The following is a 14,134-nucleotide window of genomic DNA, read 5'->3' as shown; positions in this document are numbered from 1 at the left end:
GGGCGATCCAGCATCTGGCGGGGATGAAGGATTCCAAGACCATCATCGCCATCAACAAGGATGAGGATGCGCCGATCTTCCAGGTGGCGGATGTCGGTCTGGTCGGCGACCTGTTCAAGGTTGTGCCTGAGATCATGGCGAAAGTGTCCGCCCCGCGATTGTGACACGTCCCGGCGGCGGGATTGAACGTGCCGGTGGGCCGGCAATCATTGGAGAGGATGATGGAGAATATTCTCATTCAATAACCATCCATCCAGACACTTTCTCTCGAATGAGATGCATGTCTGCAAGTCACCACCGATTGTGGCGCTGGTGCGTATCACGAGGTACTGGTTTGCACCCACGCCACATTGATGGATAGTGAGAGGGACGCTTTCTCTCTCTTCCAAACACAAAACGGCACTGTGCAGGATCGGCATTTCATAAGTTTCGAATATGCAGGATTCCACATTCTGTGGGAACGCCACACGGAATCTCCGAGCTACACAGTCATTCGGCGTGGTCCATTCGATCATTTCTTCGATCATGACGCTGGAGGATCTTACCGATCGTCGCCTGTTGCCGGCGGTCAGAAGATGTATTTCCTTTTCTGGTCGACTGGAGGATCTTTCCTAGCGGGTGGCCTGGACCATGGCCTTTCTGCGGACTCGTGTCGATACGGCCCTGTCGCAGCAGAACCGAGATCTACTCAAATCGATGGATCGGCGCACCCAGTTGCAGCTACGGCTTCAGGAGATTGTCGAGGGGCTCTCGGTTGTCGCCATTGAACATGAAATCGCCCTCTCACATAACTTGGCCGTGGCGATAGTGGCGCCGGCCGTATTTCTGGCCCTGTGGCTGATAAAATATCGCATCTGGCAGGGCTTGTCAGATAGAGGATGGCCAACCCAAACCCAGGCTTCGCTCGATCGCCGCTATCAGGAAAGTAAGAAAAAACTGCCGATCCTGCCTTTCGGCAGAACCGGCAGCCATACCCAACAAGGCATGATCAGAAGCTGAAGTGTGCCCGTGCTCCGATGGTGCGCGGACGGCCCCGGAAAACAATGTCGCCCGGCTCGACATAGCGCCGTTCACGAATGTCGGTAACGATCGCCTCGTCAGTCAGGTTGTTCACGAACACCCCGAACTGGACCTGGCCCAGATCGTACATCAAGCTGGCGTTGACAATGTTCTGTGAAGGAATTTCGCGGGCATCAGCCGCATTCTTATTGAAGCGAGTATAGCTGTTCGACCGATAAGTATAGTCCACATGAGCGATGAGATTGTCTTCACCGACGGGTAGTTTAAGATCGGTAGCGACGTTTAGGATGTGTCGGGGGAAAAATGGCGCCCGATCGCTGTCCCGTGCGCCGGCATTGGGAATCGGGCCATTAGCGGTCGCGTCCGTGAAGCTGTAGTTGCCCGACACGGTCCAGTTCGGGGTCAGCCGGAAAGAGCTTTCCAGTTCGACGCCTTTGCTCCGTAGCTTGCCCGCATTCTGGATGAAATAATAGCCACAGCTCAGATTGTTGCGCGTCTGGACATCGCTCCAATCGATGTAAAAGCCCGTGGCGTTGAAGGTCAGGCGCCGATCAAGGAAGCTGTTCTTGGTACCAACAGAATAGTTCCACAGGCTGTCCGCACCGAAGGTTGCCGGAGAGGAGGTGAGGCCTTGCGCCGCAAGAGCGGCGCCGCAGAACAAGTCGGGTGCCGGCTGGTTGACGCCGCCATAGCGAAATCCCTTGGCCGCCTCTGCAAAGATCATGTGGTTGTCGCTGATCTTGTAGGAGGCGTTGAAGCGGGGATTGAAACCGTTTTCCTTTGCGGTGTCCAGGACGGTCAACGGCCGGCCCACGCCCAGCGCACCAGCTACGCCCCGGAAGCTAAGATCGAAATCCTGTTTCCAGTTGAAGTAGCGCACACCCGCCGTCAGATCGAGCCCATCGGCCAGGGTGTAGGTCGCTTCGCCGAACACTGCGAACTGCCGTTCCTTGATGAATTGATCTGCGGTGAAGATGTCGTCGGTCGTCAGCGCCAGATAGTCGAGGCTGCTGAAGGGGGCGCCGATCACCGCCGAGAAGTTGGCGTCGAAGCCTGGAGAGGGGCTGTCCTGGAAGTAATGCCGCTTGAGCCGCTCGTAAAATATGCCGGCGCTGACCTTCAGTGGGCCGCCATTGTTGAAGTTGATCCGGTTTTCCTGGGTGAAGTCCGTAACGTCATTATCGATGAAGGACTTGGACGGGGCCAACGGCGTGCCCAGCAGCGTGCTCGTCAGGAAGTCAAAGGATCGTGTACTGGTCGAGAAACGATCGATATAGGAGGTGGACGAAATCAGATCGAAGTCCCCGGTCTTGTAATCGAGCGTTAAATTGTAGATCCTCGTCCGGTCCCGATAGAGTTCAGGGAAGAAGGATGCATATTCGAATTCACCCAGGCCAGAATATGTGGCATTGCGTTCATTGACGTCGAGGTCGGCAAAGGTGACCGAGGCATCAACCGTCAGCTTTTCATTGGGAGTGAAGCGAAGAGCCGCGCGGAACTGCGTCGTCTTATCCTCGTTCGTGTTATTCTTGTTCGTTCGCACATTGCGAATGTAGCCTGAGTTGGTGCCCTGGTAGCCGCTCACCCGCAGCGCAAGCGTATCGGCGAGGGGAAGGTTGAACATGGCGCGGGCATTATAGTTGAAGCCGCCGCCTTTTGTCCCGGAGCCAAGAATGTCGAAGCTGCCGAAAGTCTTCGACGCATCCGGCTTGGCCGTGATGTAGCGGATCGTTCCCGACATGGATCCGGCGCCGAACAGCGTACCCTGAGGGCCACGGATGACTTCTACGCGCTCAAGGTCGAGCACCTTGAGATCGGGGCTGTTACCCTGAAGGGACAGAGGCGTATCGTCCAGATAGATGGCAACGAGCGAACGGTCCTGCGCGTCGCTGGTGTCGAGCGCCCCAGCCGTAACGCCGCGCATGTCGATCTTGTTGGTGCCGGGTTGCTGCTCTGTGACGTTGAGCGACGGCACGGTATGGGACAGGTCGGTAAGCCCGCCGACGCCGCGGGTCGCGAGATCCTCACCGGAGACGGCCGAAATGGCGAGCGGCGTCTTCTGGATTGATTGCTCGCCGGAGCGGCTGGCGGTCACGACGATCTCGCCCTCCGTGCGATCTGCTTGGCTTGCGGTGGAGCTGGTCTGAGCGAAGGCGGCGCTTCCCCCCGCAATCGCGATGCTGGTGGACAGAAGCAGAAGGCGCCGCGCGCCTGCGAAAGAAACTAACGGCAACATCGTGTCTCACCCCTTTTCAAGAATAGGTGTACTGCCGTTGAACGGCAGCCGGCCTGCGTTCTTCAAACCCCATGTCGCAGTCCCGTTTACCCCATTGGTCCTTATGTTGGTTGCGGAAACGAAGCTAACCGGCGTGAATTGTCTTCGCCATCATCGCCGCTTAGTCTGAAGCCTCAATTTTTTAGGCGAATTCATAATTTCATCTCATTGCCGCATCTTGACGCTGGGGTTGCCGGTTGAGGGTTATGACTGAGGAGAGTTTTCCGGCGGCGGAGATTCGGTTGCTCGAGGAGCTACGCGGCAGGCGCCTCGGTCTCGCGACTGATGAGGACGAATTGCCTACCGCGCTGCTGCCAGGCGTAATCCTTCCGGGATGACGTGGGAGGCCATCATCACGCTCCGTCGTGCTCGGGGCCTTAAGGTCGCTGAACGACCGAACGGCGGTCAGAAGTGGGTAGACGGTGTCCGGTCGGGCAAAATTGCGGAGGTTTTCGCTTGCGGGACCCCGCTGCCATTCAGGCATCAGCGGCTATGGGACATCCCATCTTCTCGCTCTCGATGTAGGCCATGGCGGTCCTGCAATACCAATCGACGAAGTTGATGACGAACGGTTCGTTCAGCTTTGAATAGGGTCCTGGCACATAACCGATGCTGTTGACACCGCGTTGGTTGTTCTCCGCCAGATCCTTGTCCTGACGATTTGTCATGTCCCACATGTGGACCAGCTTTTCGACGTCATAGTCGACCCCTTCCACCGCGTCCTTGTGGACGAGCCATTTCGCGGTAACTTTGGTTTTGAGCGGACCAGTGGGATTGCAGTTGAACATGAAGGCCGAATCCGCCGTTACATGGCAGAAATTATTGGGTTCGATCGCCCAGCGCAGTGAACCGAGATTGCCTTCTCCCACATCGATGAGTGGCACCTTCACCAGCGGGCCACCCGTGACCGAATAGGATGTCCGGCCTTCATTGAACGGAAAACGGCTGATCTGGAACCAATCGGCGATGGTCGTCGGCACGTCCAGCCCCAGTGCCTGCAGGCGAGCGCTCAAGGCGACACTTTCGGCCGAATCATAGAAGTCGTTGTCGCCGATTTCGATCGGAAAGGCGGATTTCAGCTCAGGATGGCAAGCATTGCAATGATGGCATTCCCGGCCATTTTCCATTACCAGCTTCCAATTCGCGTCTTCATCCAGTTCGACGACATGCGCGATCTTGGCATCCTTGAGGTTGAATGGCGCGATCGCCGGTTCCAGCGCCGTTCGGAAGGTGTTGAAGTCGGGCGCCAGCTCCGCCAGGCAGACGTAGACGCAGCCGGCGACCAATTCCACATGGATGGGGCGCAGTCCGTGTCCGTTCAATTCGAACGTCTCATCCATGCCCGGCGCGCGCTTCAGCGTACCAGTCAGATCATAGCTCCATTGATGATAGGGGCAGACGAGCAGCGGTGCACGTCCTGTGCCCGTCGGACAAATCTGCGCTCCGCGGTGGCGGCAACTATTGTGGAAGCCGCGGATCTCGCCCGTCTTGTCCCTGATAACGACGATTTGCGATCGGCCGACCTGCGCCGCCAGATAACTGCCGCTGGACGGCAGTTCACATTCGAACCCGATCATGACCCAGTTGCGCTCAAAGATTGCGCGCAGGTCAAATTCGTAGGCGGCGGCGTCAAGATAAAGGCCTTGAGGAAGGCTGTGAGCGGGCTTTCGCTGCGAAAACAGATCGTGGATATGGTCGATTTCAAGCATGGCGTCCTCCTGCTGACGCATTCTAACCCAGGGCGGGGCGATGTGACCCATCTTGAATTTATGAAAGCCATCTAAAAATTAGATCGCTTTGGAGAGGATTTGGTCCATAGTGCCGCTGCGGTCAGCAGGATCGCACCTGTGGGACTGATGACCTTGGCCAAACTGAGCAGAGCAAAATTGCCGCTCAACGCCCTCCGCGCGTTCGAAGCGGTTGCGCAGGCAGGCAGTTTTCGCGCCGGTGCAGAGCGGCTTGGCGTGACGCAGAGCGCGGCAAGCCGCCATGTCGCTATCCTGGAGGAAATGATCGGCAAGCCGCTATTTACCCGTCATGCGCGGGGCATCGGATTGACCGCGGAGGGCGAGCGCCTGCTTGTCGCTGCTCGCCGGGGCTTTGATATTCTTCAGGATGGCATTGAAGCACTACGCGGCAGCCCGACACTGCGCATCCATATGCCCCCAACCTTTCTGCAGGCCGGTGCCATGCCTTTCCTGAAGGATTTCAGACAGCAAAATCCGGAAATTCACGTGATGATCATGAGTAGTTTCGGGGAAGGCCTGACTGCTGACGGCTATGATCTCGCCGTCGTCTTCGATGCCTGCGGCCGGGAAACGGCGTATCGGGAACTGTTGTGGGAGATCGAACTGACGCCGGTGTGCAGCGTCGACCATGTAGCAGATTTCAGAAAAAGCGGTCTGGCATCGGCCCTTGCATCGGCAGAACTTCTCCATGTCCAGATCCCTCATCAGCCTACGGACCTACTCTGGAAGCGCTTTGCAGCTCGCTATGGTCATCAGCTTAAGAATGACCGCGGACTGGTGTTCGAATCGATGTCGCTCGCCGTGGAATTTGCGGCGCAAGGATCGGGCCTCGCGCTCGCCGATGTCGACATGTTTGCTCCCCAGATCGCGCAGGGCGCCATCGCCACACCCTTCGCCAACCGCGCCACGGTGGGCTATGCCTATTATCTGCAGGTGGAGCCGGCCGCATTGGGCAACAGCGCAATCCGCATCTTCAGGAATTCCATCGTGGAGGCAGTGCGGCTGCGGCGTGCAAGGGCCGGCTAATTGGCGGAGCAAGCGATCGGGCGGGGCGGGGCCGCATCGATCTCGCTAGCGATGTTGCTCAACCGGCCCGATCCGGCGTCAGGCGACGCGCCTTTGCTCGGCCTCTTGCATCGATCGCTCTGCGGCGGTGATGGTGTTGGCGAGTAAACAGGCGATCGTCATGGGACCCACGCCGCCAGGAACGGGAGTGATAGCGCCCGCGATCTGCACGGCTTCGTCGAAGGCGACATCGCCCACCAGCCGGGTCTTACCCTGGCTCGCCGCTTCAGCATCGTCCACCGCAACGCGGTTGATGCCGACATCGATCACCACCACGCCGGGCTTCAGCCACTCGCCCCGCAACAGTCGGGGAACGCCGACCGCCGCGATGATGATGTCAGCTTCCGCGCAGATTGTCGGCAAATCTTCCGAATAGCGATGCGCGATTGTAACGGTGCAGTCCGCTGCGAGCAGAAGTTGGGCCATCGGTCGGCCCACAATGGTCGATCGGCCGATGACCAGGGCGCGTTTACCACGCAGGGAGCCAAGGTGATCCTCCAGTAACATCAGGCATCCAAGTGGCGTGCAAGGAACGATACCCTGCTGTCCCGTTGCCAGCAGCCCGGCATTCACGACATGGAAACCGTCCACGTCCTTTTCCGGTGCGATTGCGGCGAGCACCCTTTTCGTATCCATTTGGGGGGGCAGGGGAAGCTGCACAAGAATCCCGTGAACATGCGGATCCAGGTTGAGCTGAGCGACCAGTGCCAGCAAATCGGCTTCGCTTGTTTCCTCCGGAAGGTGATGGGAGAAGGAGGCCATGCCGATCGCGCGCGTCTGCTGGCCCTTGTTGCGGACATAGACCGCGCTTGCAGGATCGCTGCCTACCATGATCACGGCAAGTCCGGGGGTGAGGCCGTGGTCACGTTTCAACCGCTCCACGTCCCTGGAAAGCCGCTCTTGCAACTGGGTTGCAAAGGCCTTTCCGTCAATCAGCTTGGCTGCCATCTGAAATTTCCTTTGGCTTAAAGGCTATAGCGCAACCGCATCGATTCAGCGCTTGCGCACTCATAGCGTCTCCATTATGCCATGCCAATACACATATGTATCGTGACAGCGAGGGCGACCGTGCAGGGCTATTCGGGATGGAAAGTCTTCAAAGAAGGCCTGCGCCGGCAAATGGGCTGGCGTCAGGCCTGGCGTGATCCGGTGCCGCAGGAATCCTATGATGTCGTAATCGTGGGTGGTGGAGGCCATGGTCTCGCAACGGCTTATTATCTTGCGAAGAATTATGGTATCAGGAATGTTGCAGTTCTGGAGAAGGGGTGGATCGGTGGAGGAAATACCGGTCGAAATACAACAGTCGTCAGATCTAACTATTATTATCCTGCCAGTGCCGCACTATATGATCATTCGGTGAAGCTATATGAAGGTTTGGCCACAGAGCTGAACTATAATGTCATGTTCAGTCAGCGCGGCATGATAACGCTGGCACATAGCCGCCACGATCTGGAGGCTGCGACTCGTTGGGTCGGGGCTATGCAGCTGAATGGTGTCGACAGCGAAATGATCTCGCGCGAAGAAATCGCACGGCGGGTGCCGGCGTTGGATATGTCGCCTGCTGCCCGCTATCCTGTCTGGGGCGGCTTCATGCAGAAGCGCGCAGGCACGGCGCGCCATGATGCGGTGGCCTGGGGCTATGCCAGGGCTGTGGACTCGCTTGGGGTCGACATCATCCAGAATTGCGAGGTTACCGGCATGGTGCGCGACGCGAGTGGCCAGGTGGTCGCGGTCGACACGAGCCGGGGGCGCATCCGTGCCGGCAAGGTTGCAATGACTGTCGCAGGTCATTCAACGGTGCTGGCGGATATGGCGGGCTTTCGTCTGCCGATCACTAGCTATGCGCTTCAGGCGTTCGTGTCGGAACCACTCAAGCCGGTGATTGACACGGTCATCCTGTCGCTTGCGACCGGTGTCTACATCAGCCAGTCGGACAAAGGTGGCCTGGTGGTCGGCGGATCGCTTGACCTCTATCCGTCCTATGCGCAGCGGGGCAACCTGCCCACGATGCGCAACGTCCTAGGTGCTGTAGCGGAGCAATATCCGTCGCTTGGCCGAGTGCGATTTCTGCGGCAATGGGCCGGGATTGTCGACATTTGCCCCGATTCTAGCCCGATTATCGGTCAGAGCCCGGTGCCTGGTCTCTATCTCAATTGCGGATGGGGCACCGGTGGCTTCAAGGCAATCCCGGTAGGTGGAACGCTTCTGGCCCATCACCTTGCGACCGACGAGCCGCATGAACTGGCAAGATCCTTCTCGCTGGAACGCTTCACCACGGGGGCGCTGATCGATGAGGCTGCCGCCTCGGGCATTGCGCATTGAGATGAGGTAAGGCCATGTTGTTGATCCATTGTCCTTGGTGCGGGCCAAGGGACGAAATTGAATTTCAATGCGGCGGGCAAAGCCACATCACCCGGCCAGGGCCGCCCGAAGAAGTGTCCGACGAGCGATGGGCGCAATATTTGTTCGAGCGGATCAATCCCAGGGGATTGCACCGGGAGCGCTGGCTGCATGCTTATGGATGTCGACGCTGGTTCAATGTCGCGCGCGACACGGCAACCCATGCGATCTTGGAAATCTATCCAATGAATCATGCCAGCGCACAGGCAGTTGAACAGGAGGGGCAAGGGTGACCAGCCAAACGTTCAGGTTGAGGTCGGGCGGCTATGTCGACCGGTCGCGCCCGGTGACCTTCCATTTTGGCGGGAAAACCTATCAGGGTTTCGAAGGCGACACATTGGCTTCGGCGCTGCTGGCCAATGGCGTGCGGTTGTTTGGCCGCTCCTTCAAATATCATCGCCCCCGCGGATTAATTGGTGCGGGAGTTGAGGAAGCCAACGCGCTGGTGCAACTGGGAAGCGGCGGTCGGTCCACGCCCAATGTGAGGGCGACTGAAATCGCGCTCTATGACGGGCTGCAGGCCCAGCCGGTCAATTGTTGGCCCAGCCTTGGTTTCGATGTGGGAGGCGTCAATAACCTGGTGTCGCGCTTCCTGGCGGCGGGCTTTTACTACAAGACCTTCATGTGGCCAAACTGGCATCTGTACGAAGGCTTCATTCGCAAGGCTGCCGGTATGGGCAAGGCGCCGACCGAGGATGATCCCGACCGCTACGAAACGCGCTTCGCCCATTGCGATATTGCGGTTATTGGGTCGGGCCCTGCGGGCCTTGCGGCGGCGCGGGCAGCCGCCCGTTCGGGCGCGCGCGTCATGCTGATCGAGCAGGACAGCGTCGTCGGAGGGTCACTGCGAACCGACGAAGCCAAGATCGATGCGATGTCAGGAACGCTGTGGGCGGAACATATCGGCCGCGAATTTGCAGCCAGTCCCGACATGCAGATCCTGACGAAGACAGCCGCGGTAGGCTATTTTGACCATAACAGTCTGGTGCTGCTGGAAACGATCGGCAATGAAGCCTTGTGCGCTGCCGATCCTGCCGTGGCACGCTATCGTCTGTGGCAGGTGAGAGCACAGCAGGTGATTCTGGCCACTGGCGCGATCGAGCGGCCTATCGTTTTTTCGGGCAATGACCGACCCAACATCATGCTGGCGGGCGCCGTGCGCCATTATATTGCGCGGCACGCGGTACTGCCGGGCCGCAAGGCGGTGATCTTCACCAATAATGACGATGCCTACAGGACGGCGGTTGCCCTGTCGGACGCGGGTGCCAGGGTCGTTGCGCTTGTGGACGTGCGGTCGCATATTGCCCCCGATCTTGCGCAGCAGATGGCATCACGGGATATACCGGTTCATGCCGGCTCGGCGATCATTGACACGAAGGGCGGGAAGGCGGTGCGTGCCGCGCGCATCCGGACCATAGATGACCGTTCCTTCTGGATAGATTGTGATCTGGTAGCCATGTCCGGCGGTTATAGTCCGGCCGTGCATCTCTTCTGCCAGGCGGGAGGGAAGCTGGGTTTCGATGAGGAGCATGCCTGTTTCGTTCCGGGGGGGCGTGCGCAGCAGGCGCGATCGGCCGGGGCGGCGGCAGGGCGTTTTACCATCAGCGAGGCGGTGTCGGGAGGGCATGAAGCCATGGTCGACGCGCTTGCGGAACTGGGTTTCGCCTGCGATCGGCCCGTCCCGGCATGCGCGGAAGAACGGCAGATCATGCCGCTGGCGCCTGTCTGGCATGTTGCTGGCGGCAAGTCCAAGGCCTTTGTAGACTTCCAGAATGACGTCAGTGTGGATGATATCGCCTTGTCCGCGCGAGAGAATTTTGTGTCAGTCGAGCATCTCAAGCGTTATACGACACTTGGCATGGCGGCCGATCAAGGGAAGACATCGAACGTCAATGCGTTGGCGATCATGGCTTCGTTGACCGGTCAGAGCATCGAATCGACCGGCACAACGCGCTATCGTTTCCCCTTCACCTCGATGCCCATCGGCAGTTTCGCTGGCCGAGCGCGGGGCGCACTGTTCCGCGCCATGCGTCATTCGCCTGCACATGACCGGCATGTCGAACTCGGAGCGCATTTCGAGGATTATGGCGGCTGGCAGCGGCCAAGCTGCTACCCGCGCTCTGGCGAGACCCTTGACGCGGCGGAGCGGCGCGAGGCACGGACCGTCCGCCAGGCAGCGGGGATGTTCGACGGGTCGCCGCTGGGCAAGATTGAGGTGGTTGGCCCCGACGCCGGGCGGTTCCTCGACCTCATATACGCTAACACCATGTCTACGCTTAAGGTGGGAATGGTCCGCTACGGCCTGATGCTGAACGAGCTGGGCGTGATCATCGACGACGGAGTGGCGACGCGGCTGGCGGAGGATCGGTTCCTCATCTGCACCTCTAGCGGCGGGGCGACTCGTATCGCTGCCTGGCTGGAGGAATGGCTCCAATGCGAATGGCTCGACCTTGACGTCATTGTCGCCCCCGTCACCACTGCCTGGGGGGTGATCACCCTGACCGGGCCCAAGGCCAGGGCAATCCTGACCGATGTGGGGACAAACATCAATTTGAGCGCTGATGCCTTTCCCCATATGAGCTACAAGGAAGGTAAGGTCGCTGGCATCGATGTTCGCGTTCTGCGCGTCAGCTACACAGGCGAACTCTCTTACGAGATCAACGTGCCTGCGTGCCTGATGGCCTTGCTTTGGGACCGCATCGCTGGAGCCGGAGTGGTCCACGGCCTGACGGCGGTAGGCGTGGAGGGCTGGATGCTCCTGCGCACGGAAAAGGGCTATCTCCACATTGGCGGCGACACCGATGGCACGACTACGCCTCTCGACGTGGGCTGGAGCCACGTTCTTAAGAAGAAGTCCGATTTCGTTGGCCGCAGATCACTCCTGCAGGTTGAAAACCAGCGGTCGGATCGGTTAGGTTTCGTGGGTCTGGAGGCAGTCGAGGCCGATGTCGTGCTGCCAATCAGCGCACATATCATAGCCGAGCGGCCGGGTGGAATTGAAAGCGACGGCTATATCACCTCCGCTGGTTTCAGCCCGACCTTGAATCGCGGCGTCGCGCTCGGGATGATCCGCGGCGGAGACAGGCGGATGGGCGAGATCGTCAGTATCCGCACACCAGCTGGCATCCGGAAGGCGAAAATCGTTAATCCCGCAGCCTATGATCCGGAAGGGGAGCGCCTTCGTGCCTGATAAAAATTGGAAGCTCGCCTGCTCCTCTGTTCAAGTCGAGTGGACCTTCGATGACAGTATCTGGGTATTGCGACTGCGCCAGCCGTCTTCGCAACTGCTGGAAGCGGTTGCCGATGTTATGGGCCAGCCATTGCCGCAGCAGCCCAACAGCGTAGCGGAAGGCAATCCCTATATCGCTTGGCTTTCGCCCAGTGAATGGATGATTGGTGGGGAAGGGTTCGACGTGCGGGCATTGTCGGATGCTCTGAATGGTGCCACGGCCCATCTGGCCGATGTCGGGGCCGGTCGTGTGCAGTTTCATGTCACCGGCGAATACGCGCGCGCTCTGCTAGCCAAGGGCACCAGCCTGGATCTTCATCCGCGACAGTTTGGTCCAGGTCAGTGCGCCCAAACTCTCTTTGCGCAAACACTTGCCTTCATTAAGCCCAGCGGAACGCCAACGGGAGGCTTCAATATTGTCGCCGACATCAGTTATGCAACCCATCTCCAGCTCTGGTTCAGCGACGCTTCAATCGAATTCAGTCAGAAAGGGTAAAGTCATGACTTCCCAGAAGCCGCAATTTGTAATCGTTCTACGTTGCCCCGATAAGAAGGGGATCGTTTCCGCCGTTTCCAGTTTCTTGTCAAAACATAATCTGACTATTTCGGAATCGAGCCAATATCAGGATCCGTCGATCAACACCTTCTTTATGCGCGTCGTTTTCGAACCAGAGCAGGGAATCGCGACGAACATCGACCTCATACGCGTCGGGTTTGAAGAGATAGCGCAGGCATTTGGAATGGAGTGGGAACTGCACGACCGCGCGACCAAGCCGCGTCTACTGATTGCGGTCTCCAAATTCGGACATTGCCTGTATGACCTTCTCCATCGTTGGAAGTCGGGCCTGCTGCCAGTCGAGATTTGCGGCGTAGTCTCAAATCATGATGATATGCGTTCTTTTGTCGAGTGGAACGGCTTGCCTTATTACTATCTTCCGGTGAATAAGGAGACGAAGGATCAACAAGAACAAAAGATCATTGATCTAATTGATGACCTTGATATTGATCTCGTTGTACTCGCTCGATATATGCAGATACTTTCTGCGCGTCTATGCGGGCATCTTGCTGGCCGATGCATCAATATACATCACAGCTTTCTTCCGAGCTTCAAGGGTGCAAAGCCTTATCATCAGGCGCATGCTCGCGGCGTGAAGATGATCGGTGCGACAGCGCATTATGTGACGACTGATCTAGATGAGGGGCCGATAATCGCCCAGGATGCTCGGCATGTGTCGCACGCATATACGCCGGAGGATCTGGTGGCGCTGGGCCAGGAAGTTGAATGTGCTGTTCTTGCTCGCGCCGTTGGATGGCGGGTGGATCATCGGGTGATCAGTAACGGGTCCAAAACAGTGGTATTTTCGTGAGATAGGTAAGCGCGTCAGATTTCAGGCTGGCAAATGATCGGGCCTCCAAGGCGTAGAGGGTTGAATTTACCTGGATCTGAATTTTTTCGGGTGTGAATCGATATGATCGTGGACATTCACTGCCATTACGCCCACCCTTTCGCCGACCAGCGTGTGCGGCTTGATGAAGCCGGAATCGACCGCTCCGTTCTCGTGGCAGCGGTCGATCATCTGGAAGATGCTCACGATCTTGACAGCTACAGGCGCCTGAGGTGCGATGGACTGCAGCATGTCGGGTGGTCGGGGGACGCAGGGCCCGTCAATGCTGCGTGCGTAGAATTGGCCGCCGCCGTACAAAAACATCGCGGCCGATTCCTCGGCTTTGCGCTGCCACCCCAGGGGCGCCCAATGGCCGAGAACCAGGCTTGGTTGGTTGATGTCCTGGACCAGGGGTATCAGGGATTGGGAGAAGTAATTCTACCGGCGGGCGGCGCGGACGGTGTGGCTAATCTGTTGCGCGCCGCCCATGACCATGGGGGCTTGCCAATCCTTTTCAGTAGCTATCCACCTGCGACGGGCGATGATATCAGTCGACTGGGGGGACTTGCCGGCGAATATCCCGCCAATACGATCATTATAGGGCATTTGGGCGGCTACGACACGGCCAGGGCCTGCGAGCTTGCTCTGGCACATCCCAACATTTTCATCGACACGAGCACTAATTTCAATCGTTTAGCGTTACTGTTGTGTATTGTGGAATGTCCTGAGAAGCTAATTTTTGGAACTAATTACCCATATTGCGATCCGCATACCTCCCGGATTCACGTTGAACGGACGGTTGCGGACAAAGGACTTCTTCGTCAGATCATGGGTTTGACTGCGTGCAGGATCCTTGATATTTAGAAAGCCCCTAAAGACTGTTATTGAACCGCCCCGGGATTGCCGGAGGCCATTTGGCTTAAATTATGCTGCCATGGGTGTGTCGTCCAGCATGGCGTAGTAGAGCTCCTCGGCTTCGGCAGGCGGGATGTTGCCGATGGGTGCGAGCAAG

Annotated in this window: 11 protein-coding genes and 1 pseudogene; 9 read left to right on the top strand and 3 right to left on the bottom strand. The window is 58.2% G+C overall.

Going from position 1 to position 14,134, the window contains the following annotated elements; all coding sequences use genetic code 11:
- Together MRBLSP13_RS14945 and MRBLSP13_RS14940 are read left to right on the top strand one after the other, a co-directional pair.
- Window positions 1-164, top strand: a pseudogene (locus MRBLSP13_RS14945) (electron transfer flavoprotein subunit alpha/FixB family protein); the annotation flags it as partial.
- Window positions 165-618: 454 nt separating this feature from the next.
- A complete protein-coding gene (locus tag MRBLSP13_RS14940) occupies window positions 619-999 on the top strand; it encodes a DUF3422 family protein (RefSeq protein ID WP_363755325.1) in 381 nt (126 codons plus the stop codon).
- Here MRBLSP13_RS14940 and MRBLSP13_RS14935 read toward each other — a convergent pair.
- Window positions 989-3,256, bottom strand: coding sequence for a TonB-dependent receptor (locus MRBLSP13_RS14935; RefSeq protein WP_363735894.1), 2,268 nt, complete (start codon window positions 3,254-3,256; stop codon window positions 989-991). The genes MRBLSP13_RS14940 and MRBLSP13_RS14935 overlap by 11 nt on opposite strands.
- A 515-nt stretch (window positions 3,257-3,771) precedes the next feature.
- The gene (locus MRBLSP13_RS14930) at window positions 3,772-5,004 is read right to left on the bottom strand and encodes an aromatic ring-hydroxylating oxygenase subunit alpha (RefSeq protein WP_363735895.1); all 1,233 of its coding nucleotides are present in this window, start codon (window positions 5,002-5,004) and stop codon (window positions 3,772-3,774) included.
- Window positions 5,005-5,151: 147 nt separating this feature from the next.
- Here MRBLSP13_RS14930 and MRBLSP13_RS14925 point away from each other — a divergent pair, with 147 nt between their 5' ends.
- Window positions 5,152-6,069 (top strand): LysR family transcriptional regulator, encoded by a 918-nt coding sequence (locus MRBLSP13_RS14925; RefSeq protein ID WP_363735896.1) that lies wholly within the window; start codon window positions 5,152-5,154, stop codon window positions 6,067-6,069.
- A gap of 78 nt (window positions 6,070-6,147) precedes the next feature.
- Here MRBLSP13_RS14925 and folD read toward each other — a convergent pair whose 3' ends face one another.
- The gene (folD, locus tag MRBLSP13_RS14920) at window positions 6,148-7,056 is read right to left on the bottom strand and encodes a bifunctional methylenetetrahydrofolate dehydrogenase/methenyltetrahydrofolate cyclohydrolase FolD (RefSeq protein ID WP_363735897.1); all 909 of its coding nucleotides are present in this window, start codon (window positions 7,054-7,056) and stop codon (window positions 6,148-6,150) included.
- Window positions 7,057-7,176: 120 nt separating this feature from the next.
- Here folD and MRBLSP13_RS14915 point away from each other — a divergent pair, with 120 nt between their 5' ends.
- From MRBLSP13_RS14915 to MRBLSP13_RS14890, 6 genes are all read left to right on the top strand, one after another.
- On the top strand, window positions 7,177-8,430 hold the full coding sequence (locus MRBLSP13_RS14915; RefSeq protein ID WP_363755327.1) for a sarcosine oxidase subunit beta family protein: 1,254 nt from the start codon (window positions 7,177-7,179) through the stop codon (window positions 8,428-8,430).
- 14 nt (window positions 8,431-8,444) lie between these two features.
- Window positions 8,445-8,741: a sarcosine oxidase subunit delta gene (locus MRBLSP13_RS14910; protein ID WP_363735898.1), complete on the top strand. Its 297-nt coding sequence runs from the start codon at window positions 8,445-8,447 to the stop codon at window positions 8,739-8,741.
- Window positions 8,738-11,698, top strand: coding sequence for a sarcosine oxidase subunit alpha family protein (locus MRBLSP13_RS14905; protein ID WP_363735899.1), 2,961 nt, complete (start codon window positions 8,738-8,740; stop codon window positions 11,696-11,698). The genes MRBLSP13_RS14910 and MRBLSP13_RS14905 overlap by 4 nt, the downstream gene beginning before the upstream one ends.
- Entirely contained in the window at window positions 11,691-12,233 is a 543-nt protein-coding gene (locus tag MRBLSP13_RS14900; protein WP_363735900.1) for a sarcosine oxidase subunit gamma, read from the top strand. Before MRBLSP13_RS14905 ends, MRBLSP13_RS14900 begins: the two co-directional genes overlap by 8 nt.
- Before the next feature lie 4 nt (window positions 12,234-12,237).
- Window positions 12,238-13,104, top strand: a complete 867-nt coding sequence (gene purU / locus MRBLSP13_RS14895; RefSeq protein WP_363735901.1) for a formyltetrahydrofolate deformylase — start codon at window positions 12,238-12,240, stop codon at window positions 13,102-13,104.
- A gap of 102 nt (window positions 13,105-13,206) precedes the next feature.
- The gene (locus MRBLSP13_RS14890) at window positions 13,207-13,986 is read left to right on the top strand and encodes an amidohydrolase family protein (RefSeq protein WP_363735902.1); all 780 of its coding nucleotides are present in this window, start codon (window positions 13,207-13,209) and stop codon (window positions 13,984-13,986) included.
- Window positions 13,987-14,134: the final 148 nt, after the last annotated feature.

This window comes from Sphingobium sp. LSP13-1-1.1, assembly GCF_040676415.1.
Classification (GTDB): domain Bacteria; phylum Pseudomonadota; class Alphaproteobacteria; order Sphingomonadales; family Sphingomonadaceae; genus Sphingobium.
The sequence above is the reverse complement of the archived record's forward strand: the minus strand, read 5'-3'. Positions and strand labels throughout refer to the sequence as shown.

Excerpts from the sequence above, each read along its gene's own strand:
- MRBLSP13_RS14890 (WP_363735902.1), top strand. The coding sequence starts at position 13,207 with ATGATCGTGGACATTCACTGCCATTACGCCCACCCTTTCGCCGACCAG.
- MRBLSP13_RS14930 (WP_363735895.1), bottom strand. The coding sequence starts at position 5,004 with ATGCTTGAAATCGACCATATCCACGATCTGTTTTCGCAGCGAAAGCCC.
- folD (WP_363735897.1), bottom strand. The coding sequence starts at position 7,056 with ATGGCAGCCAAGCTGATTGACGGAAAGGCCTTTGCAACCCAGTTGCAA.
- MRBLSP13_RS14925 (WP_363735896.1), top strand. The coding sequence starts at position 5,152 with ATGACCTTGGCCAAACTGAGCAGAGCAAAATTGCCGCTCAACGCCCTC.
- purU (WP_363735901.1), top strand. The coding sequence starts at position 12,238 with ATGACTTCCCAGAAGCCGCAATTTGTAATCGTTCTACGTTGCCCCGAT.
- MRBLSP13_RS14935 (WP_363735894.1), bottom strand. The coding sequence starts at position 3,256 with ATGTTGCCGTTAGTTTCTTTCGCAGGCGCGCGGCGCCTTCTGCTTCTG.
- MRBLSP13_RS14910 (WP_363735898.1), top strand. The coding sequence starts at position 8,445 with ATGTTGTTGATCCATTGTCCTTGGTGCGGGCCAAGGGACGAAATTGAA.